Source organism: Amycolatopsis tucumanensis (assembly GCF_021654135.1).
GTDB lineage: Bacteria > Actinomycetota > Actinomycetes > Mycobacteriales > Pseudonocardiaceae > Amycolatopsis_E > Amycolatopsis_E tucumanensis.
This window is the reverse complement of record NZ_JAKGSD010000003.1, coordinates 49,391-75,253: the sequence shown is the minus strand read 5'-3', so window position 1 is coordinate 75,253 and position 25,863 is coordinate 49,391. Positions and strand designations below refer to the sequence as shown.

24 protein-coding genes are annotated in these 25,863 nt (G+C 73.8%); 5 read left to right on the top strand and 19 right to left on the bottom strand.

Annotation, left to right across the window (positions count from 1 at the left end; translation table 11 throughout):
* Nucleotides 1-27 precede the first annotated feature (27 nt).
* From L2C96_RS05465 to L2C96_RS05375, 17 genes are all read right to left on the bottom strand, one after another.
* Nucleotides 28-1,665: an ABC-F family ATP-binding cassette domain-containing protein gene (locus L2C96_RS05465; RefSeq protein ID WP_020420864.1), complete on the bottom strand. Its 1,638-nt coding sequence runs from the start codon at nucleotides 1,663-1,665 to the stop codon at nucleotides 28-30.
* 462 nt (nucleotides 1,666-2,127) lie between these two features.
* Nucleotides 2,128-3,048: an alpha/beta hydrolase gene (locus L2C96_RS05450; RefSeq protein WP_308191132.1), complete on the bottom strand. Its 921-nt coding sequence runs from the start codon at nucleotides 3,046-3,048 to the stop codon at nucleotides 2,128-2,130.
* Between the two features lie 358 nt (nucleotides 3,049-3,406).
* A complete protein-coding gene (locus tag L2C96_RS05445; protein WP_237335390.1) occupies nucleotides 3,407-4,303 on the bottom strand; it encodes a short-chain dehydrogenase/reductase in 897 nt (298 codons plus the stop codon).
* Nucleotides 4,300-5,697: an aldehyde dehydrogenase family protein gene (locus L2C96_RS05440; protein WP_237335389.1), complete on the bottom strand. Its 1,398-nt coding sequence runs from the start codon at nucleotides 5,695-5,697 to the stop codon at nucleotides 4,300-4,302. Before L2C96_RS05440 ends, L2C96_RS05445 begins: the two co-directional genes overlap by 4 nt.
* An 8-nt stretch (nucleotides 5,698-5,705) precedes the next feature.
* Nucleotides 5,706-6,695, bottom strand: coding sequence for a PDR/VanB family oxidoreductase (locus L2C96_RS05435; protein WP_237335388.1), 990 nt, complete (start codon nucleotides 6,693-6,695; stop codon nucleotides 5,706-5,708).
* Nucleotides 6,692-7,594, bottom strand: coding sequence for a metal-dependent hydrolase (locus L2C96_RS05430; RefSeq protein WP_237335387.1), 903 nt, complete (start codon nucleotides 7,592-7,594; stop codon nucleotides 6,692-6,694). Before L2C96_RS05430 ends, L2C96_RS05435 begins: the two co-directional genes overlap by 4 nt.
* Nucleotides 7,594-9,048 (bottom strand): flavin-containing monooxygenase, encoded by a 1,455-nt coding sequence (locus tag L2C96_RS05425; protein ID WP_237335386.1) that lies wholly within the window; start codon nucleotides 9,046-9,048, stop codon nucleotides 7,594-7,596. The genes L2C96_RS05430 and L2C96_RS05425 overlap by 1 nt, the downstream gene beginning before the upstream one ends.
* Nucleotides 9,049-9,765: 717 nt before the next feature.
* Nucleotides 9,766-10,401 (bottom strand): TetR/AcrR family transcriptional regulator, encoded by a 636-nt coding sequence (locus L2C96_RS05420; protein ID WP_020420854.1) that lies wholly within the window; start codon nucleotides 10,399-10,401, stop codon nucleotides 9,766-9,768.
* Nucleotides 10,402-10,584: 183 nt separating this feature from the next.
* Nucleotides 10,585-11,463 carry an SMP-30/gluconolactonase/LRE family protein gene (locus tag L2C96_RS05415; RefSeq protein ID WP_237335385.1) on the bottom strand — a complete coding sequence of 293 codons (879 nt, stop codon included), beginning with the start codon at nucleotides 11,461-11,463 and terminating at the stop codon, nucleotides 10,585-10,587.
* On the bottom strand, nucleotides 11,463-12,608 hold the full coding sequence (dgoD, locus tag L2C96_RS05410; RefSeq protein ID WP_020420852.1) for a galactonate dehydratase: 1,146 nt from the start codon (nucleotides 12,606-12,608) through the stop codon (nucleotides 11,463-11,465). Before dgoD ends, L2C96_RS05415 begins: the two co-directional genes overlap by 1 nt.
* The gene (locus L2C96_RS05405) at nucleotides 12,605-13,306 is read right to left on the bottom strand and encodes a FadR/GntR family transcriptional regulator (RefSeq protein WP_020420851.1); all 702 of its coding nucleotides are present in this window, start codon (nucleotides 13,304-13,306) and stop codon (nucleotides 12,605-12,607) included. Before L2C96_RS05405 ends, dgoD begins: the two co-directional genes overlap by 4 nt.
* 13 nt (nucleotides 13,307-13,319) lie before the next feature.
* The gene (locus L2C96_RS05400) at nucleotides 13,320-14,060 is read right to left on the bottom strand and encodes an SDR family NAD(P)-dependent oxidoreductase (RefSeq protein ID WP_237335384.1); all 741 of its coding nucleotides are present in this window, start codon (nucleotides 14,058-14,060) and stop codon (nucleotides 13,320-13,322) included.
* Complete coding sequence (locus L2C96_RS05395; protein WP_237335383.1) at nucleotides 14,060-14,953, bottom strand: DUF4380 domain-containing protein; 894 nt, start codon at nucleotides 14,951-14,953, stop codon at nucleotides 14,060-14,062. The genes L2C96_RS05400 and L2C96_RS05395 overlap by 1 nt, the downstream gene beginning before the upstream one ends.
* Nucleotides 14,950-15,978, bottom strand: coding sequence for a zinc-dependent alcohol dehydrogenase family protein (locus tag L2C96_RS05390; protein ID WP_237335382.1), 1,029 nt, complete (start codon nucleotides 15,976-15,978; stop codon nucleotides 14,950-14,952). The genes L2C96_RS05395 and L2C96_RS05390 overlap by 4 nt, the downstream gene beginning before the upstream one ends.
* Nucleotides 15,978-16,982 (bottom strand): ABC transporter permease, encoded by a 1,005-nt coding sequence (locus L2C96_RS05385; protein ID WP_237335381.1) that lies wholly within the window; start codon nucleotides 16,980-16,982, stop codon nucleotides 15,978-15,980. The genes L2C96_RS05390 and L2C96_RS05385 overlap by 1 nt, the downstream gene beginning before the upstream one ends.
* A 16-nt stretch (nucleotides 16,983-16,998) precedes the next feature.
* A complete protein-coding gene (locus L2C96_RS05380; protein WP_237335380.1) occupies nucleotides 16,999-18,492 on the bottom strand; it encodes a sugar ABC transporter ATP-binding protein in 1,494 nt (497 codons plus the stop codon).
* Between the two features lie 35 nt (nucleotides 18,493-18,527).
* The gene (locus tag L2C96_RS05375) at nucleotides 18,528-19,520 is read right to left on the bottom strand and encodes a substrate-binding domain-containing protein (protein WP_020420845.1); all 993 of its coding nucleotides are present in this window, start codon (nucleotides 19,518-19,520) and stop codon (nucleotides 18,528-18,530) included.
* 197 nt (nucleotides 19,521-19,717) lie between these two features.
* Between L2C96_RS05375 and L2C96_RS05370 the strand changes: the two genes are divergently transcribed.
* From L2C96_RS05370 to L2C96_RS05355, 4 genes are all read left to right on the top strand, one after another.
* Entirely contained in the window at nucleotides 19,718-20,689 is a 972-nt protein-coding gene (locus tag L2C96_RS05370; RefSeq protein ID WP_237335520.1) for a helix-turn-helix transcriptional regulator, read from the top strand.
* 94 nt (nucleotides 20,690-20,783) lie between these two features.
* The gene (locus L2C96_RS05365) at nucleotides 20,784-21,110 is read left to right on the top strand and encodes a hypothetical protein (RefSeq protein WP_020420843.1); all 327 of its coding nucleotides are present in this window, start codon (nucleotides 20,784-20,786) and stop codon (nucleotides 21,108-21,110) included.
* A 5-nt stretch (nucleotides 21,111-21,115) separates the two neighbouring features.
* The gene (locus L2C96_RS05360; RefSeq protein WP_237335379.1) at nucleotides 21,116-22,120 is read left to right on the top strand and encodes a hypothetical protein; all 1,005 of its coding nucleotides are present in this window, start codon (nucleotides 21,116-21,118) and stop codon (nucleotides 22,118-22,120) included.
* A 148-nt stretch (nucleotides 22,121-22,268) separates the two neighbouring features.
* The gene (locus L2C96_RS05355) at nucleotides 22,269-22,583 is read left to right on the top strand and encodes a hypothetical protein (protein WP_237335378.1); all 315 of its coding nucleotides are present in this window, start codon (nucleotides 22,269-22,271) and stop codon (nucleotides 22,581-22,583) included.
* 317 nt (nucleotides 22,584-22,900) lie between these two features.
* On the opposite strand, the gene L2C96_RS05350 is transcribed toward L2C96_RS05355, so the two are convergent.
* Nucleotides 22,901-23,485 (bottom strand): TetR/AcrR family transcriptional regulator, encoded by a 585-nt coding sequence (locus tag L2C96_RS05350; RefSeq protein ID WP_237335377.1) that lies wholly within the window; start codon nucleotides 23,483-23,485, stop codon nucleotides 22,901-22,903.
* 89 nt (nucleotides 23,486-23,574) lie between these two features.
* Here L2C96_RS05350 and L2C96_RS05345 point away from each other — a divergent pair, with 89 nt between their 5' ends.
* The gene (locus L2C96_RS05345) at nucleotides 23,575-24,777 is read left to right on the top strand and encodes a cytochrome P450 (protein WP_237335376.1); all 1,203 of its coding nucleotides are present in this window, start codon (nucleotides 23,575-23,577) and stop codon (nucleotides 24,775-24,777) included.
* A gap of 99 nt (nucleotides 24,778-24,876) precedes the next feature.
* Here L2C96_RS05345 and L2C96_RS05340 read toward each other — a convergent pair whose 3' ends face one another.
* Nucleotides 24,877-25,671, bottom strand: coding sequence for an alpha/beta hydrolase family protein (locus tag L2C96_RS05340; RefSeq protein WP_237335375.1), 795 nt, complete (start codon nucleotides 25,669-25,671; stop codon nucleotides 24,877-24,879).
* Between the last annotated feature and the right edge of the window lie 192 nt (nucleotides 25,672-25,863).

Sequence of the window (25,863 nt, the reverse complement as noted above, 5' to 3'; positions counted from 1 at the left end):
CGTCGCGGGGGCGGAGAAAGTCACGGCTCAGAGCTCGGTGACCTTGCCGTCCACGACCTCCAGCCGCCGGGTCACGTGGACCGCCTCCAGCATGCGCCGGTCGTGGGTCACCAGCAGCAGCGTGCCCCGGTAGCTGTCCAAAGCGGACTCCAGCTGCTCGATGGCGGGCAGGTCGAGGTGGTTGGTCGGCTCGTCCAGTACCAGCAGGTTCACCCCGCGCGCCTGCAGCAGCGCGAGCGCCGCGCGGGTGCGCTCGCCCGGGGACAGCGTCGCCGCGGGGCGGAGCACGTGCGCGGCCGCCAGGCCGAACTTCGCGAGCAGCGTCCGGACGTCGGCGTCGGCGAGGGACGGGACCTCCCGCGCGAACGCCTCGGCCAGCGGCAGGTCGCCGAGGAACAGCCGGCGCGCCTGGTCGACCTCGCCGACCTCCACCCCGGACCCCAGCGACGCCGACCCGGCGTCGAGCGGAACCCGCCCGAGCAGCGCGGCCAGCAGCGTCGACTTGCCTGCCCCGTTCGCACCGGTGATCGCCACCCGGTCGGCCCAGTCGATCTGCAGGTCCACCGGCCCGAGGGTGAACGCGTCCCGCCGCACCACGGCTCCCCGCAGCGTCGCCACGACCGCGCCGGCCCGCGGAGCCGCGGCGATCTCCATCCGCAGCTCCCACTCCTTGCGCGGCTCCTCGACGGCCTCCAGCCGTTCGATCATCCGGTCGGTCTGGCGGGCCTTCGCGGCCTGCTTCTCGGTGGCCTCCGCGCGGAACTTGCGGCCGGCCTTGTCGTTGTCCGCGGCCTTGCGGCGGGCGTTGCGGACGCCCTTCTCCATCCAGGCCCGCTGCGTGCGCGCCCGCTCCTCCAGCGAAGCGCGCGTCGCCGCGTACTCCTCGTAGTTCTCGCGCGCGTGCCGCCGCGCCACGGCGCGCTCCTCCAGGTACGACTCGTACCCGCCGCCGTAGAGCCGCACCTGCTGCTGCGGCAGGTCCAGCTCCAGCACCTGGTCGACGGTGCGGGCGAGGAACTCCCGGTCGTGGCTGACCAGCACGGTCGCCGCGCGCAGCCCGGTGACGAACCGCTCGAGCCGCGCCAGGCCGTCCAGGTCGAGGTCGTTGGTCGGCTCGTCGAGCAGGAACACGTCGTAGCGGCTGAGCAGCAGCGACGCGAGCCCGGCGCGGGCGGCCTGCCCGCCGGACAGCGACGTCATCGGCTGGTCGAGGTCCACCGACAGGCCCAGCTCGACCGCGACCTCCTCGGCGCGGTGGTCGAGGTCCGCGCCGCCCAGCGCCAGCCACCGGTCGAGGGCGACGGCGTAGCGGTCGTCGGCTCCGTCGGCGCCCGCGGTCAGCGCCTCGGTGGCCGCGTCCAGCTCCGCCTGCGCCGCCGCGACCGAGGTGCGCCGAGCCAGGAACTCGCGCACCGACTCGCCCGGCCTGCGTTCCGGTTCCTGCGGCAGGTACCCGACGGTCGCCGCGGGCGGGGTGAGCCGGACCTCGCCCGCCTCGGGCTTGTCGACCCCGGCGAGGATCCGCAGCAGCGTGGACTTGCCCGCGCCGTTGACGCCGACCAGCCCGACGACGTCACCGGGCGCCACCACCAGGTCGAGACCGGAGAAGAGGGTGCGGTGCCCGTGGCCCGCGGTCAGGTCCTTTGCCTGGAGGGTCGCACTCACCGGGCAACCCTAACTTCCGGGCCAGGTCAGGTGGTCCGGCAGGTCGGTGCGGACGCGCCCGGGGAGGTCGGCGTCCGGGCTGGTGAGGATCTCCGCGATGAGCCGGGTGAGCGCGACCGACACCGGGGCGACCGTGGTGGCCAGTTCACGCGCCAGCTCGTGCGCGCGGCCGGCGAGCCGGTCGCGAATTCGCCATGCCCACCGGCCTCGGCAGGAACCAGGTCGAGGCGCCCTCCGGGACGATGCCGCGGCGGGTGAAGACGAACCCGAACCGCGCGTCGCGGTGGCGAGCCGGCAGTCGACGAGTCCTTCGTGGAGCCCCTGAGCCGGTGCGTGATCGCGATCTGCGCAATGAACAAGCCGGTCATCGCCGCCGTCCAGGGCGCGGCCGTCGGCGTGGGCGCCACGATCCTGCTGCCCCCGCCATAGTGACGGTGTAGCCGTTGCGCGCGGCGGGCCGGTTCAGGGTGGTGGTCGCGACCTTGTCGCGGACGGCGTACCCGACGGCGGTGTAGGGCATGGGGATCTGCTCCGGGTAGTGAGGAAACTGGTGATCGCCGCCAGTGCGGCGGCGGACTCGGGGAGGGCGCGGGCGAGCGGGAACGCGTGGCCCTGTCCCGGCCAGACGCGGAGTTCGCAGGGCACGCCGGCGTCACGCAACCGCCGCGCGACGAGGTGGCTGTCGGCGGCGAGCAGGTCCCGCTCCCCGGCGACGACGAGCGTGGGTGGCAGCCCGCGCAGGTCGGCCCGCGCCGCCGACGGTTCCGGCCCGGTGCCGCAGAGCCGGACGACCCGGTCGACGCGGGCGGTCGACAGCAGCGCGTCGGCGGGGCCCGGGCGAGCCGGCCCGAGTTCGGCCCACGGCGAGATCACCGCGAGACCGTCCGGCACGGGAAGACCTTCGTCGCGGGCGCGCAGCGCGACGGAGATCGCGAGCCCACCGCCGGCGGAGTCACCCGCGAAGACGACCGGGGTGCTGGTGTGCTCGATCAGCCAGCGGTAGGCGGACAGGCCGTCGCCGATCGCGTCGCTGATGCGGTGTTCAGGGGCCAGGCGGTAGTCGACGGACAGGACGGGCATCCGCAGGCCGGCCACGAAGGGACGCCAGGCGCGCGCGGAGCCGGCGATGAAGCCACCGCCGTGGAAGTAGAGCACCGTGACGGCGGCCGGTTCGGCGGGGCACACGAACTCGGCGCCGCACGCGGGAAGTTCGATTCGGCGCCAGGTGGTGCCGGCCGGGAGGCGGCCAGTGCCCGCGACCGCGCGGTCGATGGCCCAGCGCGCGCCCCGGAGAGTGAGCGGGGTGATCGGCGCGCGGGCGATCAGGGGCCGGATGGTGCGGGACGTGGCCTGCGCCAGCAGCCGGGACTGCCACGAGCTCATGCGGCCCTCACCGGCCCGCGCGGAGAGGTGGCGCCATCGCCCGCACTGGGAGGCGGCGGTGCCAGCGCGTCGCACGGCCACCGTCCGCACGCGGCGGCATCATCACCCGCGCCGCCACGCGGCGGCGACGGCACGCGGCGGCGAGAGTCGGCAGCACCCCCACGCGCGCACCACCCGCGGCCGGCCCGAAACTCCCGGCGCGATCGCGCAGTGAAGTGGAATGTCGGCCGCGAGCCCGCGGTCCGGTGAACAACCGACCGGGCCGCGCCGCACGGAACGCGCCGCCGCGCGTTGCTGCGCGGCGCTCGCCGCCATCGCGCGGTGCCCCTGCCGCCGCCGATGCCCCGGCCACCGGCCATCACCCCGCCTTCCCCCGCTCCTCCAGCTCGCGGATCAGCGCCTGCGTCGTCCGGTCGGCGGCTAGGTAGGCGTCCGCGGCCACGTTCACCACCCCGCGCAGCAGCGCCCACGGCTGCCACGCCGCCGGCGCGAGCGTGCGCCCCGCGCGGCGGGCGATCGCGTCGGCCAGCACGGTGGCCGCCTCCGTCGCCGTGATGCGGCGGCGCAGCGGCCGCGGCAGGCGTTTCTCCAGCGCCTGCCCGAGCGGGTCGTCGTCGAGGGTGGTGCGCGCCAGTTGCGTGTCGACGACCCCGAAGTAGGCGACCCCGGCCGTCACGCCGTGCCCGGCCAGCTCCAGCCGCAACGCGCGGCCCAGCTGTTCGGCCGCCGCCTTGCTCACCATGTACGCCGCGCCGCCAGGGCCGGGCACGAAAGCCGCCGCCGAGGACACCACCACCACGTGCCCCCGCCGGGCGATCAGGTGGTCCAGCGCGGGCCGCACGGTGTTGAACGCACCGGTGACGTTTACCGCAAGCAGCCGGTCGAACTCGCCCGGCTCGATCTGCCGCAGCGTCGCGGGCGGCGGGGTGACCCCGGCGTTGGCGACGACCACGTCCAGCCCGCCCGCGCGGCCGGCCAGACCCCGCACCGCCTCCGCGATCCCGTCGCGGTCGCGCACGTCGGCGACCGCGGTGAGCACCCGGTCCCCCAGTTCCTCCGCGGCCGCCTCCAGCGCGGCGCCGTCGCGGTCGACGAGCGCCACCACCGCGCCCCGCGCGTGCAGGACCCGCGCGAGCGCCCGCCCGATGCCGGCCCCGCCGCCGGTGATCAGCACCGTCCGTCCCGCGACGCGGTAGGTCCGCCCGCCGGGGAGCGGCAATCCGAGGTCGCGCAGTGTCGCTAGCACCACGGTCACCGCCACCCGTGCCGGACCGCGATCAGCACCCGCACCAGCGTGTCCGCCCACGGCGGCCGGCGGAACGACGTCAACGGCACCGGTGACGGGAACCGCTGCGCGGTGGTCGCGCGCGGGTAGGCGAACTCACGCAGCCCGTCCGCGCCGTGCACCCGCCCGAAGCCGGACGCCCCGGTGCCGCCCAGCGGCAGCGCGGGCACGGTCGCGTGCGCGACGAAGGCGTTGACCGACACGGCGCCGGACCGGATCCGCCGCGCGATCGCCTCGCCGTTGCGGCGGGAGAAGACCGTCGCGCCGAGCCCGTACCGGCTGCGGTTGGTGAGTTCGACCGCTTCGTCCATGTCGGCGACCGCGGTCACGGTCAGAGTGGGCCCGAACGTCTCCTCGGTGACCGCGGCGCTGTCCTCGGGCACGCCGGTGAGGATCGTCGGCTCGACGAACCGGCCCCGCACGGCGTCCGGCCCGCCCAGCACCGCACGGCCGCCGCGGTCCAGCGCGTCGCGGATGTGGCTGTCGATGACCTCCACCTGGCCGGGCATGGTGACCGGCCCGATGTGCTCGCCGGCCCGCACCCCACGCGCCAGAGCGACGACCTTCTCCAGGAACGCGTCATGCACGTCCCGGTGGACGTACACCCGCTCGACCGCCAGGCAGGTCTGACCGGCGTTGGACATGCCGCCCCACACCGCGGCGTCCGCGGCCGCGTCCAAATCGGCGTCGGCGTCCACGAGCAGGGCGTCCTTGCCGCCGCACTCCATCAGCACCGGCGTGACCGACTCGGCGCAGGCGGCCATGACCCGGCGGCCGGTCGCGGTGGAGCCGGTGAAGCCGATCTTGTCCACACCGGACCGGCACAACGCGGCGCCGGTTCGGCCGTCGCCGGTGACGACCCCCAGCACCGACGCGTCGCCGAACGCCTCGCCCAGCCAGCGGCCGACCTCGGGCGTGTACTCGCTGGGCTTGAACACCACCGTGTTGCCCGCGGCGAGCGCGGCCGCGATCGAGCCCAGCGGCGTGAAGACCGGGTAGTTCCACGGCCCGATCACACCGACCACGCCGTAGGGCCGGTACTCGACCACGCACTTGTGGTTGGCGGTGAGCGCGCCGGGCCGCACCGTGCGCGGGCCGAGCACGGCCTCGGCATTGCGTTCGGCCCACGCCAGGTGCTCCAGCGCCATCGCGATCTCCAGCATCGCGTCCGGCAGCGGTTTGCCCATCTCGCGGTGGATCAGCCCGGCCAGCTCGGTCGCGCCCCGGGCGATGGCCCGCCGCCAGGCTCGCAAGCGCCGGGACCGCCCGGTGAAGCCGAGCTCGGCCCAGCCCGGCGCGGCCGCCCGCGCTGCCTGCACGGCGGCCGTGACGCCGGTGGTCACGTCGTGGTCGACGACAGTCATGACACTCCTCAGAGATCGAGAACGAGACGGCCGGTGGCGCGGGAGACGCAGACGAGCATCGCGTCGTCGCGTTCGGAGGGGGTGAGCAGACGGTCGCGGTGATCGACCTCGCCGTCGAGCACGCGGACCTTGCAGGTGCCGCAGAACCCCTGACGGCACGAGTACGGCACGTCCAGCACTCGGCCGATCGCGGCGAGAGCGCTTTCTTCCGCACTCACCTCCACCGTCTTCCCACTGCGGCGCAGGTGGACCTCGAACGGCCTCCCGCCCTCCACCACCGGCGGGCTGAACCGCTCGGTGTGCAGGGACGCCGTGGGGTTGATCGCGCGCAGGATCCGCTGCGCCCCGGCCATCAACGGCGGCGGACCACACAGGTAGACCGCGGCCCCCGGCTCGGCGAGGGAGAGGATCTCCCGCAGGTCGGGCGGACCGCACTCGTCGTCGGGGCGGACCTCGGCGTCGTCCAGTTCGGACAGGAACGGCATGGTCGCCCTTGACCGTCCCAAGTAGACAAGGCGACCGCGGCGGGCACGGACCATCGGCAGGATCGGCGTGATGCCGATGCCCGCGGCGACGAACAGGTAGGACGGCGCGTTCCCGACCAGGGAAAACGCATTGCGCGGCCCGCGCACCCGGAGCCGGTCGCCTTCTCGCAGGTCGTGCATCTCCCGCGAGCCCGCACCGAGACGCCGCACGGCGATGCGGTAAGTCGCTTCGGCCGGATCGCCGCACAACGAATACGCGCGCTGGAGCCCCGACGGCAGGAACACGTCCAGGTGCGCGCCCGGCAGCCACGCCGGCAGGTCGTCGCCCGCCAACGTCAGGCTGACGACGTCCTCGGCCTCCTGCCGCACTCGCTGGACCACGACGTCGAGGTCGTAACCGGTGCGGCGCACCGGATTCGGCCGCGACAGCAGCGGCGCGACCGGCCCGGCGGCGAACACCCGCCGGTACGCGCCGCTGGCCACCGCGGCCAGGCGCATGCCCGCGGTGGTCATGCGGCGTTGGCGGCCGGCGACTGGGCCAGGTAGCGGACGGCCTTGTCCATGCTGCCCATCTGCGACGGGTGGAAGCTGGGCCGCAGGTACTTCGGGATCTCGGTGAGGAAGATCGACAGCTTGGGCGTCACGCCGCGGCGGGTGGCGCTGATCAGTTCGCGCCACCACGGCCCGCCCTTGTCCTGGGTGGGATCGGCGTTGTAGAGGTAGCGGCCGGTGCCGACGAACAGCACGGCGAGGGTGAAGCTGGCGATCAACGCGGTGCGCACGCGGCGGGCGTAGCCGCCGTCGACGTGCATGAAGGCGTCGAAGGCGACGTTGCGGTGCTCGACCTCCTCCGCGCCGTGCCAGCGGATCAGGTCCAGCATGACCGGGTGCATGCCGGCGCGCTCCAGGTGGTCGGCGCCGAGCAGCCACTCCCCCACCACCGCCGTGTAGTGCTCCATCGCGGCGAACAGGCCGAGCCGCTCGCACAGCCACGCGTGCTTCGCCTTGCCGGACAGGCCGTGGTCGCCGAGGACCCGGTCGACGAGCCAGTCCATCTTGCGGGCGACCGGTTCGACGGGCAGGCCGAGCTCGGCGAGGTGGCCCCGGGCGCCTTCGTGGGACGAGGCGTGCACGGCTTCCTGCCCGACGAAACCGGTGACCTCCTCGCGCAGCCGCGGGTCGTCGATCAGCGGCAGCGCCTCGGCCAGTGCCGCCGACATGGCGCGCTCGCCCTCGGGGAGCACCAGGTGCATCACGTTGATCAGGTGCGTGGCCATGGGCTCGCCGGGAATGTAGTGCAGGGGCACGTCGTCCCAGGAAAAGTGCACGTCGCGCGCGGCGATCGCGTAGGCCTCCTCCGTGTAGCGCCGGGCGCCGCGGGGGTCGATGCGGGGTTTGCCGATGCGGAACATCACGCCGTCCTCTCCAGGTGGTAGTCGGCGAGGTCAACCCGCCGGGTGGTGGCGCGGAAGGTGCGGTTGAAGCCGGGGAAGAAGGTGAAGTTGCGGCCCGCGGAGTCGAGGTAGTAGCTGCGGCAGCCGCCGGTGTTCCACACGGAGTTGCGCAGGCCATGGTCGACGCGCCGCACGTAGTCCTGCTGCGCGGTCGCCTTCACCTCCAGTGTGGACAGTCCTCTTCGGTCCATTTCGCGCAGGCAGTCGAGGATGTAGGCGACCTGGGCTTCGATCGTGACGACCTGGGAGGTGTAGACGACCGAGTTCGGCCCGAGCAGCAGGAAGAAGTTGGGAAAGCCGGCGACCGTGGTGCCCAGGTAGGCGCGCGGGCTGCCGTTCCAGACCTCGGCCAGGGTGCGGCCGTCCCGGCCGCGCAGCCTGCCGAAGCCGGGGTGGTCGGTCATGCGGAAACCGGTGCCGAAGACGATGGTGTCGGCCGGGTGCTCGGCGCCGTCGCCGGTGACGATGCCGCGTTCGGTCACCTCCCTGATCGGCTCGGTGACGACGTCGGTGTTGGGCTGGGCCAGCGCCGGGTAGTAGGCGTTGGAGAAGGTGGGGCGCTTGCAGCCGAACGCGTAGGACGGGGTGAGCTTGGCGCGCAGCCGCGGGTCACGGACCTGGCGGCGCAGGTGGGCGCGGGCGACGGCCTCCATGCCCTTGAGCAGCAGCGGCTGGTGCACTAGGCCCGGCACGAGGGCTTCCTGCACCAGGTCGAACCCGGTGCGGGCGAGGCTCAGCGCGCCGGGGACCTGGCCGAGGAGGCGGCGCGGCAGACCGGCGACCGGGCGGTCCGGGTGGGGCATGATCCAGGCCGGGGTGCGCTGGAAGACGGTGAGGCGCGCGACCCGCGGCTGCAGCTGCGGGATGATCTGCACGGCGGAGGCACCGGTGCCGACGACCGCGACGCGCCGGCCGTCGAGGTTCTGGTCGTGGTCCCAAGTGGACGTGTGGAAGGTGGTGCCCCGGAAGCGGTTCAGGCCCGGCAGGTCCGGCACCGCGGGTTCGCTGAAGGGGCCGATCGCGCCGACGAGCACCTGCGCTTCCCAGGCACCCCGGTCGGTGGTGATGTGCCAGGCTCCGTCCCGCCAGCTCGCTTCGCGGACCTCGTGGCGCAGGCGGAGATGGGACGTGATGCCGAAGTCTTCGGCGCAGCGGCGCAGGTAGTCGCGGATCTCCGGCTGGTACGGGTAGAGGCGGCTCCAGCGCGGGTTCGGCGCGAACGAGAACGAGTACAGGATGGACGGGATGTCGCACTGCGCGCCCGGGTAGGTGTTGGCGTGCCAGGTGCCGCCCACGTCGGCGGCACGTTCGAGGACGACGAAGTCGTCGATGCCGGCGCGCTTGAGGCCGATCGCGGTGCCCAGCCCCCCGAACCCGGCGCCGATGATCGCCACCCGGACCCGCTCACGCATGGAAGCCTCCTCGCTGCCTGGTACTCCGCCGACGGTAAAAGAGACATCGGGTGATGTCAACATCAGGTGATGTCAACTTGGGGAGGAGTGTCGGGGGGCTCGCGGGGTGGTGCAGGTCGAGCGGAATGCGGGCGGATGCGCCTGCGGGGGGCAGGCCAGGCGGAGTGGGCCCGCGGGGGCGGGGGCCCGGCCAGGCGGCGCGCGCCGGCGAGGTGGCATGAGCCGGGCGGATGCGCCTGTGTGGGGCAGGCCAGGCGGCGCGCGCCTGCGGGGTGCCATAAGCCGGGCGGATGCGCCGGTGTGCGGGGCAGGTCAGGCGGCGCGCGCCGGCGAGGTGGCATGAGCCGGGCGGATGCGCCTGCGTGGGGCAGGTCAGGCGGCGCGCGCCCGCGGGGCGGCGGCCAGCTCAGGCGGCGCGCGCGGCGAGGTGCCATGAGCCGGGCGCATGCGCCGGTGCGCGGGGCAGGTCAGGCGGCGCGCGCCGGCGAGGTGGCATGAGCCGGGCGGATGCGCCTGTGTAGGGCAGGCCAGGCGGCGCGCGCCCGCGGGCGGCGGCCAGGTCAGGCGGCGCGCGCCCGCGGGGCGCCATAAGCCGGGCGGATGCGCCTGCGTAGGGCAGGCCAGGCGGCGCGCGCCCGCGGGGCGGCGGCCAGCTCAAGCGGCGCGCGCGCGGCGAGGTGCCATAAGCCGGGCGGATGCGCCGGTGTGCGGGGCAGGTCAGGCGGAGTGCGCCCGCGCCAGGTGCTCGATCACCTGCACCGCGTGGGCGACGAACCGCTCCCGGGACACGTCCAGCCGCCCGGCGAGCCAGCCCTGGAACAGGTAGGCCAGCGCACCGAAAACCGCCTGGGCGTTGAGGTCCACGTCGCGGTCGTCGGCGTTCTCGCCGGCCAGCGCGGGGCTGCGCAGGGCCTGCGCGATGGTGGCGGTGAACTCGCCGACCAGCTCGCCGCCGCGGGTGGACAGCTCCGGCGCGGCCAGCGACTCGACGAAGAGGATGCGCCCGCGCCGCGGGTCGCCGGTGACGAAGGCGGTGAACTCGGCGACGGCGTGGCGGACCATGGCGGCGGTGTCGTCCGGGGCCTCCGCGAGCGCGGCGAGCAACACCTCACGCGCCTGCCCGGCAACGTCCTCCAGCACGGCGACCAGCAGGTCCTCGCGCCGGGCGAAGCTCTCGTAGAAGTAGCGCTCGGTCAGCTTCGCGGCGCGGCAGACGCCGCGCATGGTCACCGCGGCGGCGCCGTCGGTGCCCATGATGTCGAAGGCCGCCGAGACGAGCCGCTCCCGCCGGCGGGCCTGCCGCTCATCGGCGTCGACACCCCGCCAGGGACGACCCGCGGATCCGGCAACCATGCAGCCATCCTGTCACGCGCGCTCACGCGGCCGGGGCAGCCCACACCCGGCCCTCCCCAGCAGCGGCGCACCCGGCTCCCACGCGAGCCGGACAGGCAGCCGCCGCAGGTCCAGCACTGCCCCGTCCGCCCCCGTTGACGGCGCCGGACGTGCCGATTCGCCGTGGGAGGCGACCGCACCCACTCAGTCGTCCAGCGAACGGACGTCCTCGGGCGTAATGGTCTTGCCCAGCCGAACCGTGGGCAAGCCGGGCCGCACACGGGCCGCACACGCGGGCGCCGCCGTCACAGAACACGGCGTCGCCAGCACCGCGCCGTCCAGTGGACCCGGCGCGGCCAGCCCGTGCGTCGCCGACGTGACTATCAGCCGGCCACCCGCCAGGCAGACACTCGTCGGCTGGACGGCCGGTACCGGGAGCACCCGGTCGACCGTCCCGTCCGGCGCGAAACGCACCACGCGGGACGCTCCCCAGATCGCCGACCACACGTAGCCCTCCGCGTCGACCGTCATCCCGTCCGGGCTGCCCTCCTCGACGCGCGCGAACAGCTCACCGGGGCCGAGCTCCCCCGCCTCGGACACCTCGTACCGGTGGATCACCCCGGCCGCGCTGTCCGCCAGGTACATCGTGTCGCCGGCGAACGCCGGGCCGTTCGGCACGGTCAGGCCCTCGAGCACCGTGCGCACCGAACCGTCCGGATCGACCCGGAACAGCCGTCCCGCCCCCGGCCGCGCGTCCCACGCCATCGCGCCCGCCCAGAAGCGCCCCGACGCGTCCGCCACGCCGTCGTTCATCCGCATCGACGCATCAACCGGCCGGGCCAGCCACCGCACCCCGCCGTCCAGCACCGCCATCCCCCGCCCGGCCGCGGCGATCCACCCGCCGCCGGCCAGTGGCGCCACCGCGCCCAGCGGCTCGTCCAGGGACACCAGCACCTCGCCGGTGTCCACCGACAGCAACCGTCCACTGAGGATGTCCGTCATCACCAGACCACCGGACACCGAACGCAAACCCTCACCGAGCTCGAACCGCTCGGCCGACAACACCATCCACTTCGGACTCATCACCACTCCGCGAACGATCCGTCGGGGTGCCGCCACACCGGCGGCCGCCACCGGTGACCCACGGCATCGGCCTTGCGCACCGCGTCCTCGTCGATCTCGACCCCGAGCCCCGGCGCGTCCCACCGGCGGATCGCGCCGTCGTGGAACGCGAACGGCCGCACGTCGGCGAGGTAGTCCAGCGGCTCGGCCCCGGCGTTGTAGTGGATGCCGATGCTCTGCTCCTGGATCAGGAAGTTCGGCGTGGCGAACGCGACCTGCAGGCTCGCCGCCAGCGACAGCGGCCCGAGCGGGCAGTGCGGGGCGATCAGCGCGTCGAAGGTCTCCGCCAGCGAGGCGATCCGCCGCACCTCCGAAATCCCGCCCGCGTGCGACAGATCCGGCTGCACCACCGCGACACCCGCCTGCAGCACCGGCAGGAACTCCGACCGCGAGTACAACCGCTCCCCGCACGCGACCGGCACCGCGCTCGCCGACACCACGTCGCCGAGCCGGTGCGCGTACTCCGGCAGCACCGGCTCCTCGACGAACAACGGGTGCAACGGCGCCAGCTCCGGAATCACGCGCCGCGCCGCCGCGACCCCGAACCGGCCGTGGAAGTCGACCGCCACGTCCCGGGAATCGCCCAGCACCTCGCGCACCGCCGCCAGCCGCGACACCACCTCGTCGACCTCGGCCCGGTTCGGCATCCGCCCGATCCGCCCGGACGCGTTCATCTTCACCGCGGTCAGCCCGGCCTCGGCCTGCGCCGCGGCGGCCTCGGCGACCGCGGACGGCTCGTCGCCGCCGATCCAGCCGTATACCCGCACCTCGTCCCGCACCGCGCCGCCCAGCAGCTGGTGCACCGGCACCCCGAGCGACTTGCCGAGGATGTCCCACAGCGCCTGGTCGATCCCGGCCACCGCGCTCGACAACACCGGCCCGCCGCGGTAGAACGCGGCCTTGGTCATCACCTGCCACAGGTCCTCGACGCGGCGCGGGTCCCGGCCCAGCAGCAGGTCGGACAACTCGTCGACGGCCGCCCGCACGGTTTCCGCACGCCCCTCCACGACGGGCTCGCCCCAGCCGACGAGACCGTCGTCGGTGGCCACGCGGCAGAACAGCCAGCGCGGCGGCACCAGGAACGTCTCCACCGAAACGATCTTCACGCGTCCTTCTCCCCGATGATCCCGGCGACGTCGGAGGACGCCTTGTCCAGCAACGCGCTCACTGCGGCCGCGGCCTCCTCCGGCGCGCCCCGGCGCACGGCGTCCACGACCACCGCGTGGCTCGGCTCCGGGTCGTCGTCGTGCGCCTCGTGCACGAGCGCGTCGCGCAACCGCAGCGCGGGCTCGATGAACACGTCCATCCGGGACAGCATTTCGTTGTGCGTGGCCCGCAGCAGCGCGCGGTGCCAGCGCAGGTCCGCGGCGACCTGGGCGGCCGGGCCGACCGCCGTGCGCATGTCCGCCAGCGCCGCGTCCAGCTCGGCGAGGTCGTCCTCGTCGCGCCGCAGCGCCGCCATCGACGCCGCCGCCGGCTCGACCACGGCCCGCACCTCCGCCAGGTCGCGCAGCACGGCCGCGGTGTCGCCGGCTTCGCTGCGCCACCGGATCACGTCGCTGTCCAGCAGGTTCCAGTGCACCCGCGCCCGCACCGACGTCCCCCGCTTCTGGCGCGCCTCGACCAGTCCCTTGGCCGCCAGCACCTTCAGCGCTTCGCGCAGCACGGTCATGCTGACGTCGAGGTCGCGCCCCAGCTCGGCGAGGTCGATCACGGCGCCTTCGGCGATCTCCCCGGCGACGATGCGCGCGCCGAGCGTGGCCACGGTCTGCCCGTGCACGCCCCGGCCGCTGTAGGCGGTCATCCCCCGTACCTCCTCACGAAGACCTCTTGTAGACGCTCCAGCCGCCGTCGACGGTCAGCGCAGCGCCGGTGACGAACGAGGCGTCGTCACCGGCCAGGAACGCTATCGCCGCCGCGACTTCCTCCGGAGTGCCCAACCTTTTCACGGCGGTTTCCTCGGCACTGCGCCGCCGGTCGTCCTCGCCGATGCCGTCCCACGCCGCGGTCAGGACCGGTCCGGGCAGCACACAGTTGACCCGCAGGACGGTGCCGTACTCGACGGCGAGCTGGCGCGCGAGCCCGGTCAGCGCGGCCTTGGTCGCCGCGTACGCGGGCCGCCCTGGCAGGCCGACCAGCGCGTGCACCGACGAGGTCAGCACCACCGCGCCGCGGGCCTCCCGCGACAGGTCGTCCACGCAGGCGCGGAACCCGAGGAACGTGCCGGTGAGGTTGACCGACAACTGCCGCTCCCAGGACGCCAGCGTGGTTTCGTGCGCCGGCCGCACGTCGACGGTGTAGGCGTTGCTGACCAGCACGTCGACCGGCCCCAGCTCGGCCCGGCAGCGTTCCAGCGCGGCGGCCCAGTCCGCCTCGGAGCTGACGTCGCAGGTCTGGGCGAGCGCCCGGCCGCCGGCGTCGGTGATCCGCCGGGCGACGTCCGTGGCGTCGGCGACGTCGAGCAGCGCCACCGCCGCGCCGTCGGCGGCGAGCCGGATCGCGGTCGCCGCTCCGATTCCCTGCGCGGCGCCCGTGACCACCGCGACCTTTCCCCGCATCACTCCCCCTCGATCGTGCAGTCGATCGTCAACGTCGTCACCTCGCCGGGCGCGAGCGTGGTCAGCGGGCCGAGCACCTCGCACTCGACGATCCGCGCCGGCGGGTCCAGGTCGCCGAGCGCGGCCAGCGGCCGCGGCTGCGGGCACTCCAGCCACACCTCGGCGCGGGACCCGCGGTCCGGGTACTCGGCGTCCTCGTCCACCGCGAACGTCTGCGTCCAGGTCAGGCCGTCCGCGGTGTGCGTGATCCGCCCGGTGGCGGCCGGGAAACCGAGCTTGCCGACCACGTCCTGGACGGGCACCCGCACCCCGCCGGGCACCTCGTGCCACTCCGGGAAAGCGGTTCCCGCGAGCAGCTCGGTGACCTCGGCCGGGCCGTCCACGCGCACCTCGCCCGGCCCCAGTTGCGTCACGTTCCACAGCGCCCACCGCACCGTGCGCGCGCTGGTGTTGCGGGCGGTGAGCGTCATCCGGTAGCCGCTGCCGCCGCCCAGCTCGAAGCGCCGGGTCAGCCGCAGGCCGGTGCGCGGGTCGTCGCCGCTGGTCAGGGTGACCACGGCGCTGTCCGCGGTCTGCTCGGCCGTCACCTCGTAGCACCCGGAGTCGAGCACCGGGTCGGGCGGCCCGGCCCACTGGTCCGCCCGCTCCCAGCCCTGCGGCGCCGGCCAGGTCTTGTCGCCGCCGTAGTTCACCCAGTCGCCGAGGCTGCCCCCGTGCGGCTGGTGCTCCTGGCGGAGCTCCAGCCGGTCGGTGAGCAGCTTCTCGTTGCGCCACAGCACTTCGCGCCCGTCCGGAGTGGACAGGGACAGCAGCCGCCCGCCGAGCGCTGGCACCAGGCCGAGGCGCACCAGGCCGTTGTCCAGCCAGAGCACCTCGCCGTCGCGGTCGATCATGGCAGCAGGACCACCTTGCCCGCGCTGGCGCCCGCGGCCAGCGCGTAGGCCTTGTCGGCTTCATCGAGCGGGAACCGGTCGCTGACGACCCGTTCCGGCCGCAGGCCCCAGCGCGCGAGGTTGACGGCCAGCTCGCTCATCGCGGGCACCGACGTGACCCAGGAGGCGTAGAGCGTCAACTGCTTGTGCAGCAACGCGTCGGAGACCTCCGTCTCCAGCGTGCCGCCCTCGCCGACGAGCGACACCCGGCCCCACTCCGCCGCACCGGCGATCGCGGTGGCACGGCCGGCACGCGAGCCCGAGCAGTCGATCGTGGTGGCGAAGACCGGCGCGACCTCCGCGTCCGGGGTCACCACCTCGTCGAACACGTCCAGTCCGGCGGCCCACTCCCGCCGCTGCGGGGACGGCTCCACGCCGACGATCCGGCGCGCGCCCATGCCCTTGCCGATCATGCCTGCCGCGAGCCCGACCGGGCCGAGACCGACGACGAGCAGGTCGCCGTCGCCGTTGACGCGGATGCGCCGCAGACCCTCGTAGGCGGTGCCGAAGCCGCAGGCGATCAGCGCACCGTCCACGTAGGACAGCTCGTCGGGCAGCGGCACGCAGGTCGACTCCTCGGCCAGCACGTAGTGGGCGTGCCCGCCGTCGCGCTGCCACCCGTAGGCCTGGCGCTGCGGGCCGGTGCAGCTGATCAGGTAACCGCGGCGGCAGTTGTCGCACACCCCGCACCCGGCGATGTGGTAGACGATCACCCGGTCGTCCACGCCGAACCGGCGGCAGCCGGGACCCGCGGCGACGATCCGGCCGGACGGCTCGTGACCGGCGACGACGCCGCGGTAGGCGGGGCCGTCGACGCCGCGGTGGCCCTTGTGCTCGTGGTAGATGTAGCCGATGTCGGATCCGCAGATCCCGGACGCGCCGACCTCGACCAGCACCTGGCCGTGGCCCGGCTCCGGCACCGGCAGGTCACGCAGCACCGCCGTGGAGTTCCCGGGCAGGTAGACGCCCGTCATCTGGTCGCTCACTAGCTCTCCCTCGTCGCCCGCGCCCGCTTGGTGATGATCACGTTCACCAGCACGGCCACCACGATGATCACGCCCCGCACCACGTTCTGCAGGAACGAGTCCACCCCGAGCAGCACCAGCCCGTTGCCGATGACGGTGATGAACACGACGCCCAGCAGCGTGCCGAGCATCGATCCGCGTCCGCCCGCGAGCGCGGTGCCGCCGATGACGACCGCGGCGATGACGTCGAACTCCAGCCCGGAGGCCGCGCCGCCGTTGCCGGAGCCGAGCCGCGCGGCCAGCAGGATCCCGGTGATCGCCGAGAGCAGGCCGGTGGTCGCGAACAGCAGGATGCGGATCTTCGCGAGGTTGATGCCCGCCATCCGCGCCGCGGGCGCGTTGCCGCCCACCGCGTAGACCGAGCGGCCGTAGGCGGTGTAGCGGGCGACGTAGGCGAAGACGAAGAACAGCACCACCATGATGATCGCCGGGGTCGGGATGCCCAGGACCGAGCCGCCGAGGACGGTCATCAGCCCGCTGTCGGGCAGCACGACCGGCAGCGCGTCGGTGAGGTAGAGACCGAGGCCGCCCAGGGCGCTCCACACGCCGAGGGTGGCGATGAACGACGGCACGTCGAACCGGGCACGCAGCCAGCCGGCCAGCGCGCCCCAGGCGAGACCGGCGAGCAGGGTCAGCAGGATGCCGCCTGCGACGCCGAGGCCCCATTCCGCCGCGCCCTTGGCCACCAGCACCGAGGAGAACGCGACGGCCGGGCCGATGCTGATGTCGATCTCGCCCGCGATGATCACCAGGGTCACGCCCCAGGCGGCGATGCCGACGGTGGCGGCGTCGCGGAGCATGCCGAGCTGGTTGTCCAGGCTGAGGAACCCGGCGGCGCTGCTGCCGAGCGCGACGTAGAGCACGACGATCGCGGCGATCAGGCCGATCTCGTTGAGCGAGCGCCCGCCGAACCGGCGGCCCGCCCGGCTGCGACGCTGCTCGGCCGGGGAGTCGATAACGGTCATGGTCTTCCCTTGTTTCTCAGGCCGCCATCGCGGCGGAGAGCACGGAATCGGTGGTCAGGCCCGCGCCGGTCAGCTCGCCGGCGACGCGCCCGGCACGCAGCGCGAGCACCCGGTCGCACACCAGGGGCAGCTCCTCGAGCTCGCCGGAGACGAACACGACGGCGGCCCCGGCGTCGGCGACCTCCCGCACCAGGCGGTAGATCTCGGCCTTGGCATGCACGTCCACGCCGCGGGTCGGCTCGTCGAGCAGCAGGATGCGGCTGCCCGCGTGCAGCCAGCGGCCGATCACGGCCTTCTGCTGGTTGCCGCCGCTGAGGTTGACGATCGGGGTCTCCGGCGCCGCGGTGGCGATGGACAGCCGCTCGATGAGCCGCCGCGCCGCCCGCCGGACGCGCGCCGGCCGGATGGCCGGCCCGGACTTCACGGTGCCGAACTCCGACATCACGAGGTTCTCGTCGACGCCGAGCAGCGGGACGACACCCTCGTCCTTGCGGTCCTCCGGGGTCATGCCGACGCCGAGGCGCTTCATCACCGCCGGGGTCGGGCGGGTGACGTCCCGGCCGTCGACGGCGATGGTGCCCGCCGCGGCCGGGGTGAACCCGGCGATGGCGCGCAGCACCTCGGTGCGGCCGGAGCCGAGCAGCCCGCCGAGCCCGAGGATCTCGCCGGGGTGCACGTCGAACGAGACGTCGAGGACCTTGGGCGGCACCGACAGGCCGCGCACCGACAGCGCCGGCACGCCGGTCCGATCGACCTCGCGCGCGGGCGGTCGTTGCGCGGCCGTCGCGGAGTCGCCGAGCATGAGCTGGACGATCCGGTCGGTGCCGGTGCCGGTCGCGTCGACCGTGTCCACGACCCGCCCGTCGCGCATCACGGTCGCGCTGTGGGCGATGCGGCGGATCTCTTCGAGCCGGTGGCTGACGTAGAGCACGGCCACGCCCTCGGCGGCGATGCGGGTGACGGTGTCGAGCACGATGTCGACCTCGCCCGCGGCGAGCGCGCTCGTGGGCTCGTCGAGGATCAGCAGCCGCGGCTGTTCCCGCACCGCGCGGCCGATCTCCACGAGCTGCCGGTGCGCCAGCGACAGCTCGCCGACCGGCGCGGCCGGGTCGATGTCCAGCCCGAGCCTGCCGAACACCGCCCGCGCGCCGGCGCGCATCGTGGCGTAGTCGACCGCGCCGCCGCGTCGCGGCCAGCGGCCCAGGTAGAGGTTCTCCGCGACGCTGAGCTCGGCGACCAGGCTCAGTTCCTGGTGCACGGTGCTGACGCCGAGCTCGGCCGCGCGGCGCACGCCGCCGTCGCCGAGCCGCTCGCCCGCGACGGTGACGGTGCCCGCGTCCGCCCGCTCCACCCCGGACAGCACGCGGATGAGCGTCGACTTGCCCGCGCCGTTGCGGCCGAGCAGGGCGCGGATCTCGCCCTCGCGGATGGTCATGGCGGCGTCGGTGAGCGCCTGCACGCCGGGGTAGTGCTTGGTGACGCCGTCGACCTCGATGACGTTGGCAGCCACGGCTTCTCCTTCGCTCTGCGGTCTGGTGTGGACGGTCACGGGACACCGTCCGGGTGCGCGCTCAGCCAGGCGCGGCCGTCTTCGGGCGAGGCGTAGAGGTCGATCGGCGCCGGCACGACCGTGTACTCGGTCAGCTCGCCGCGCCGCACCTGGTCGGCGGCCTTCGCGGCGAGCTTGCCGACCGCGATGCCGGAGATGTCGACGACTCCCTTGAGGACGGTGTTCGCGGCCAGCGCCTGCGCCGCCTCGGTCGACATGTCGCTGCCGAACACGACGGTCTGGCCGACCTTGCCGCGGGCCTGCACGGCGCGGACCGCGCCCATGGTGGCGCCGCCGGCCTCGCCGTAGAACGCGTCCACGTCGGGGTGCGCGGTGAGGATCCGCTCGGCCACGTCGACCGCGTCGTCGATCGTCGCGCCCTCCTGGTTCGCCACGATCGCGGCGGCCGGGAGCTTGGCCTTGAGCGCCTGCTCGAAGCCCAGCCTGCGCTGGACGCAGACCTCGACGAACTCGCAGTTGACGACGGCGATCTTCGGCGCGGTCTTGCCCGCGGCGAGGAAGTGGTCGGCCGCCTGGTCGCCGAGCAGGGCGCCGAAACGCACCGGATCGCCCAGCACGTACGCCGAGACGTACTTGCGGGCGCTCTCGTCGGCGATGCAGGTGTTGTAGCAGATGACGGGGATGCCGCTGGCGTGCGCGAGGCGGATCGCAGGCACCGAAGCGGTCGCCGACGCCGGGGACAGGATGAGCGCGTCCACCTTCGCGGCGCTCACCTGGTCGACGAACGTGCTCTCCTTCGACGCGTCGCCCTGCGCGTTGAGTTGCAGCAGCTGTGGCACGCGGCCGAGGGCCTCGGCCTCCTGCTGCATGCCGGCCCGCACGCCGGCGTAGTAGCCCTGCGCGTCCATGTAGACGACGCCGAACCGGCCGTTCTCGCCCACCTTGCCCGCGCAGGCGGTGACCAGGCCGAGCGCCGCCACGACGAGCAACGCCAGCCCGGCGCGGCCGAGACGCCTCGTTGCGCCCATGTCTCTCCTTCGTTGACCCGGGTGCCGGCTTGTCGCGGACCCGCTCGCTTGCGGGACGAGTCTCGCTTGCCAGGGGTGGGCGCGTCAAGATTAATTATTAATTAATGCTCTCGCGGTGGGTGCCCACTGCGCGCACCGGACGGGCGGCCGGGTGATGATGTCCCCGTTTCCGGGCGTCAGGAGGAACCGTGGTGGCGATGGTGCTGGCTGGGTTGGTGTCGGAGGCGGCCGCGGAGGCGTACGAACGCCTGCACGCCGCGGGCGAGATCCCGGCCGGGCCCGGGGCCGGCCGGTTCGACCTCGACGACCCCGCCGGCCGGGAGCTGCTCGACGCCGGCCTCGTCACGATGGCCGGCGCGGGCGACCACCGGTATGTGCGCGTGGTGCACCCGGTGATCGCGCTGCGCCGCTTGATCGACCGGCAGCACCGGCACCTGGCGGCGCTGCAGGCGGGCCTGGCGGAGTCGTGGGAGCGGTTCGCCGACCTGGTCGCGCCGACCACCGGCCTGTCGCAGGACGCGCTCGACGGCGAGGACGTCCAGGCGGTCCGCGATCCCGCCGAGATGGCCCGGCTGGCGGCCGGGCTCTACCGCTCCCCGCGCCGCCTTCTCCGCGCCACCTTCAACGCCAGGTCCGGCCACAACCCGACCACCGAGGGCCTGCTCCTGCCGCCGCCCGACGCCATCGCGGCCGGGGTGGAGTTCCGCATGCTCTACGACACCGAGCACGCCTCGGACGAGTGGGGCTCGCACAGCATCGAGGAGTCCGTCCGCGCCGGTGAGCAGGCCCGCATCCGGCGGTCGGTGCCGGTGAAGATGATGCACGTCGACGACCACGTCGCGCTGGTCACCATCGACCGTACGGGCGCCGACGGCGCGCTGCTGATCCGCTCCCCCGCCCTGCTCGGGCTCCTCGCCGAGTGGTTCGACGCGCTCTGGCACGCGCCGGACACCACGGCCATCGGCGAGGCGGCCCCGGCCGAGCTCACCCCCGCCCGCCACAAGGTTCTGCACCTGCTGGCGGCCGGCCTCACCGACGAGGCGATCGCCCGCCAGACCGGCACCGCGGTGCGGACGGTCCGCCGCCACGTCGGCGCGATCCTGGAGGTCCTGCAGGTCGACAGCCGGTTCGCCGCCGGAGTGGCCGCCGTCCGCCGCGGCTGGTTGTGACCGCAACCGGACATTGTCCGGAATGGACCTGTACGGCCGTCCGGTCCGCGCGGCACACTCGCCCGATCGCGGGGAGCGTGGAGGGGAGGCTGCGTTGAGCAACGGCTACGAGGTCGACCTGAGCAGTCTGGAGGCGGCGGGCAAGGCCCTCACCGAGGCGGGCGGATGGGCGCAGGACGTCGCGGGACGGGTGCACAAGTGCCGGGCGAACGTCCAGTTCACCGACGGGTCCACGTTGGACGACCTGTTGCGCGGTGACACCGAGAACCTGCCGCTGCGCAAGCTCGAAGGGGTCATCGCGCGGATGACCGACCTCGTCGAGCGCCGCCAGGTGCACGTCAAGGACGAACTGGAGTACGCGGGACAGGCCATGTTGAAGATCAAGGCGCTGTACGCCCGCGCCGACGGCCAGGAGGGCTGACCGGCTTGAGCGCGTACGAGGAGTACCGGGAGCAGCTGTTCGCCGAGTTCCTGCGACTGGCCGGGGTCATCGAGGACTGCGCGAAGATCCTGCTCCAGCAGTCGCCGCCGCCGGTGATCGAGGGGGTGGGCACCCAGACCGAGGAATACGTCCGGAACCTGTCGATCGACGCGGCGAAGAAGAAGGACGTGGTCTGGGAGGCCTACTCCCTGCTCGGCGAACTGCACGGTTACCAGGGCGGCGCGGCCGCGGCCGCCGACGATGCGCGCCGGGAACTGGCCGCGGCGAACGTGACCGTCGACGACGTGGACGAGAAGTTCACCACCGCGACCGGCAACCTGGCCGAGTGGACCGGGTCGGCCGCCCGCGCGGTGACGAGCAGGCTCAACGACCTCAAGGCGTTCGTCGGGAACCAGTCCGCCTATGCGGCATACCTGGACAAGGTGCTCGAGCAGTACGCGCTGCTGGTGCGCACCGGTGAGGACAACGCCGAGAAGTTCGCCGCGAACATCACCAAGGCCCTCGCCGACGCGCAGAAGGACCGCACGACCGCGAAGGTCGAGTTCGCGCTGAACATGTTCTACAGCACCGCCGGGCTGATCTCCGCCGCCAAGTCCGGGGACGTGGTGGGCGGGGTCGAGAACGTGGCGAAGGTCGTCGGCGAGATCAAGCAGCTGACGAAGACCTGGGAGGAGACCGACCCGCAGCGCATCATGGCCCAGTTCCGGGCCGACGTGCGCGCGGCGCGGAACAACCTGGCCGAGGCCGGCGACCGGCTCGCCGGCCACTTCACCGCGATGCTCGAGGACATGGCCAAGGAGAACGGCAGGGTCTTCTTCAAGGACCCGAAACTCGGCCTGGACGTCACGAGCCCGAACTTCAAGCCGGCGCAGTTCCGGCTCAAGGAGGCCGCGAACTGGGACGAGTTCGCGCGCGCCGTGGAGAAGCTGCCCAAGGACCCGCCGGCACCCGCCCGCGGCCCGATCGCGCAGCGGCTGGAGACCGGGTAGCCGCGGTGAGTGCCGTGGTGGTCCGGCGCCGGAGTGCGGAAGCGCCGCGTCCTGCCGGCGATCGCCCGCGGTGAGCGCTTTCTCCAAGTTCCGCCTCGCCGGTTCGCGGGCCTGATCGCGGACTGATCGGGGCAGTACACTCCCGCGGGTGCGGGCGATCATCGGCGGTCTCGTTCTCGTGGCGGCGCTGTGCGCCGGCTTGGCGGTGTGGGCGGCGACCTCGGAGGTCTCGGCGGCCGGGATCACCTGCGGTACGGCGCTGCACGAACCCGACCAGCACGCGGATGCCGCCCCGGACGGGACGTACGACCAGTACTTCCCCGGTTCACGCCCAGCGCTGAGCACGGTGTGCGACAGCGGCCGGACAGTGCGGCAGTTGACGGCGGTCGCGGGCGCAGCGGGCGCCCTCCTGTTCGGCGGCGCAGCGCTGGCGACGGCCATCCGCAGGCGGGGAACCACGTAGCCGCAGCCGGCAGTCGCACCGATCACCCGACCACCGGCAGGCCCGAGCGAACAGCACAGCGCGCCCGGCCACCACACCACCGCCCAAGCCCCAGCGAGCAGCACAGCGCGCTCGGTCGCCACACCCACCGGCCCAGCCCAAGCGAACAACACACCGCCCCGCCACCGCAGCCGCCGCGTGGCCCGAGCGACCAACACACCGCCCCCGGCCACACAGCCACCGGCGCAGCCCGAGCGAACAGCACAGCGCCCCGGCCACCACACCCACCGCCCCCGCCCAAGCGAACACCCCCGCCACCACAGCGACGGGCGAGTGGGTCAGCGGCTCACCGAACCCGCCGCCACCAGGTGCGGCCAGATCTCCTCGGCGATGCCCTCCGGCGTGCCGGGGCAGCCGCGGCGCAGCCAGTCCATCACGGTCCCCAGCAGGGCGCCCGCGAGCAGCGCCGCCGCCGGATCGTGGGGGATCTCCGCCGGGTCGTCGGCGTGGGTGGGGGCTGCGGTGCCGGCCAGGTGCACGTGGATGGCGATCGCGAGGCGCTGGTGCAGGTGGTTGATCACCCGGGCGCTGCCGGCGAGCAACGCGCCGTACAGCCGCGCGTGCTCCGCCACGTGCGCGAAGATCCTGGCCAGCGCGTCGATCGGCGCCGGGTCCTCGTTGGGCAGCAGCACGTGCGCGGCCGCGACCAGCTCGTCGAACATGTCCGTGCACGCGGCCGCCGCGAGGTCGTGCACGTCGGTGTAGTGCTCGTAGAACGTGGAGCGGTTGACGTCCGCCCGCTTGGTCAGGTCGGACACCGAGATCTGACCCAGGTCGCGCTCGGCGATCAGCTCCAGCAGCGCGGCCTCGAGCGCGGACCGTGACCGGCGGCTACGGCGATCGGGTACTTGCGGGGCGGACACCGGATCAGTCTAATGGTCTCCGACAGGTGTTGGAAAAACACCACATGTCGGAATGATTCGGGCGAAGTTCACCCGTCGAGGAGTTGGTGATGACCACCGCGGAACCCCGGAGCTACCCGTTCAGTGAGCCGGAGCGGCTGGACATGGAGCCGTTGTTCGCGAACCTGCGCGCGAACGAGCCGCTCACCCGGGTCCGGCTGCCCTACGGCGAACCGGGCTGGCTGGCCACCCGCTACGAAGACGTGAAGGTCGTGCTCGGCGATCCGCGGTTCAGCCGCGCGGCGAGCCTCCAGCACGACGAACCCCGCATGCGGCCGCAGCCGTCGCAGCCCGGCGGCATCCTCAGCATGGACCCGCCGGACCACAGCCGCCTGCGCCGGCTGGTCCAGAAGGCCTTCACGGTGCGGCGCATCGAGCAGTTGCGGCCGCGGGTGCAGGAGATCGCCGACGGGCTGGTCGACGCGATGCTCGACGAGGGCCCGCCCGCCGACCTGGTCGAGGCGTTCGCGCTGCCGGTGCCGGTGACCGTCATCTGCGAGCTGCTCGGCGTGCCCTACGAGGACCGCGTGGACTTCCGCCACTGGTCCGACGCGTTCCTGTCCACCACGAAGTTCACGCCCGAGGAGGTGGCGGACTGCACCGGCAGGATGCACGCCTACCTGGAGGGCCTCATCGCGCAGCGGCGCGCAGAACCGCGGGACGACCTGCTCAGCGGGCTGGTCGCCGCGCGGGACAACGAGGATCGACTGTCCGAAGAGGAACTGGTGATGCTCGCGACGGCGTTGCTGGTCGCCGGGCACGAGACCACCGCGTCGCAGATCCCCAACTTCGTCTACACGCTGCTGACGCACCCCGACCAGCTGGCCGTGCTGCGCGCCGACCTGAGCCTGGTGCCGAAGGCGGTCGAGGAGCTGATGCGGTTCGTGCCGCTGGGGCTCGGCGCCGGCATCGCCCGGTACGCGACGGAGGACATCGAGCTGGGCGGGGTGCTGGTGCGCGCGGGCGAGGCCGTGCTGCCCGCGCTGGCGTCGGCGAACCGGGACGAACGCGTCTTCGCCGAGCCCGACGAGCTCGACCTGCGCCGCCAGGACACCTCGCACATCGGCTTCGGCCACGGCGTGCACCACTGCCTGGGCGCGCCCCTGGCCCGCATGGAGCTGCAGGTCGCGCTCGACACGCTGCTTCGCAGGCTGCCCGGCCTGCGCTTCGCCGACGGCGAGGCGGGCATCGACTGGAAGGCGGGCCTGTCCACCCGAGGCCCCGAGCGGATGCTGCTGGCCTGGGACCACTGACCGGGGCGCCCACCCAGGTGTCGGGCCGACAACTCCGCTCCGGGCGCCCGGCAGGCCGAGCGGTCCGCCGCGGCGCTGGCGGGCAGGGGCCGCGGCCTCTCAGTCGGCGAGCTGCCGGGTGAACCAGTCTGCCAGCACCTCGTCGACGGCCTTCGTCGTCGGGAGCTGCGGCGCCGGCTCCAGGCCCGGTTCCTCGGCCAGTGGGTGCGCCAGCTCCGGCACGTCGACCAGCTCCGCGTCCGCCAGCCGGGCGACCAGAGCGGCGGCGTCCGCGCGCAGGTCCGGGTGGTCCCGCTCGCCGCTCACCAGCAGCAGCGGCACCGGCGCCAGCTCGCCGGCCCGCGCGACGAAGTCGAACGCGTCCGCCACCCGGTGCGCCTCCTCCGTCCACTCGTACGGGCGCCCGGCGAGGCCGTCGGTCAGCGGGACCACCGACCGCAACCGCACGGCGGGGTTCACCAGCGCGGCCGAGCGGATGGGGACCTGTTGCGCCGCAAGGACTTCGAGCGCCACCGCGCCGCCCAGCGAAGCGCCGAGCACGCTGACCGGGCCGTCGTCGACCGGCAGCTGCGCGCGAAGGTCCTTCAGCGCGGCCGGGAATTCCCCGGCGGCCTGCCGGACGAACGGCGCCAGGAAAGCCAGCAACGCGTCCCGCCGGGCGAGTTCGATCGCCGCGTCCAGGCGGCCGTCCACCATCCGCGCGCCGCACATCGGCATGGCCAGGTGGACCCGCCACGCCGGCACCCCGCGCATCGGCAACGCGGCCGCGAACGCCGCGTCGGTCCGGGGCGCGTCCAGCATGTGCCAGGTCACGACCAACGGCGCGCGGCCACCGCCGGTTGGTGGCAACGCCGTGTACGGGACACCAGCGGCGGTGCCGGTCAAGGTTTCCATGTCCGGCCACGCTAGACGTGACGACACGGCTGGTGAAATCCCTTTCGCTGCGGGCGAACCAATCGAGCGTCGCCCCCACCGGCCCGGCGCCGCTAGGCAGCTCACGCCACCGGTCGCGGACTCTCCGCCGCTGCGGGCGAAAGCTCCCGCACCAACACGATCGCCCTCGCGAGCGTCGCCAACCGGGCGCCC

What these genes read in the sequence shown, in the direction of transcription:
- L2C96_RS05345 (WP_237335376.1), top strand. Translation starts at nt 23,575, where the DNA reads ATGACCACCGCGGAACCCCGGAGCTACCCGTTCAGTGAGCCGGAGCGG.
- L2C96_RS05450 (WP_308191132.1), bottom strand. Translation starts at nt 3,048, where the DNA reads ATGAGCTCGTGGCAGTCCCGGCTGCTGGCGCAGGCCACGTCCCGCACC.
- L2C96_RS05420 (WP_020420854.1), bottom strand. Translation starts at nt 10,401, where the DNA reads ATGGTTGCCGGATCCGCGGGTCGTCCCTGGCGGGGTGTCGACGCCGAT.
- L2C96_RS05400 (WP_237335384.1), bottom strand. Translation starts at nt 14,060, where the DNA reads ATGCGGGGAAAGGTCGCGGTGGTCACGGGCGCCGCGCAGGGAATCGGA.
- L2C96_RS05375 (WP_020420845.1), bottom strand. Translation starts at nt 19,520, where the DNA reads ATGGGCGCAACGAGGCGTCTCGGCCGCGCCGGGCTGGCGTTGCTCGTC.
- L2C96_RS05435 (WP_237335388.1), bottom strand. Translation starts at nt 6,695, where the DNA reads ATGACCACCGCGGGCATGCGCCTGGCCGCGGTGGCCAGCGGCGCGTAC.
- L2C96_RS05415 (WP_237335385.1), bottom strand. Translation starts at nt 11,463, where the DNA reads ATGAGTCCGAAGTGGATGGTGTTGTCGGCCGAGCGGTTCGAGCTCGGT.
- L2C96_RS05430 (WP_237335387.1), bottom strand. Translation starts at nt 7,594, where the DNA reads ATGTTCCGCATCGGCAAACCCCGCATCGACCCCCGCGGCGCCCGGCGC.
- L2C96_RS05370 (WP_237335520.1), top strand. Translation starts at nt 19,718, where the DNA reads ATGGTGCTGGCTGGGTTGGTGTCGGAGGCGGCCGCGGAGGCGTACGAA.
- L2C96_RS05340 (WP_237335375.1), bottom strand. Translation starts at nt 25,671, where the DNA reads ATGGAAACCTTGACCGGCACCGCCGCTGGTGTCCCGTACACGGCGTTG.
- L2C96_RS05385 (WP_237335381.1), bottom strand. Translation starts at nt 16,982, where the DNA reads ATGACCGTTATCGACTCCCCGGCCGAGCAGCGTCGCAGCCGGGCGGGC.
- L2C96_RS05425 (WP_237335386.1), bottom strand. Translation starts at nt 9,048, where the DNA reads ATGCGTGAGCGGGTCCGGGTGGCGATCATCGGCGCCGGGTTCGGGGGG.
- L2C96_RS05405 (WP_020420851.1), bottom strand. Translation starts at nt 13,306, where the DNA reads ATGACCGCCTACAGCGGCCGGGGCGTGCACGGGCAGACCGTGGCCACG.
- L2C96_RS05440 (WP_237335389.1), bottom strand. Translation starts at nt 5,697, where the DNA reads ATGACTGTCGTCGACCACGACGTGACCACCGGCGTCACGGCCGCCGTG.
- L2C96_RS05395 (WP_237335383.1), bottom strand. Translation starts at nt 14,953, where the DNA reads ATGATCGACCGCGACGGCGAGGTGCTCTGGCTGGACAACGGCCTGGTG.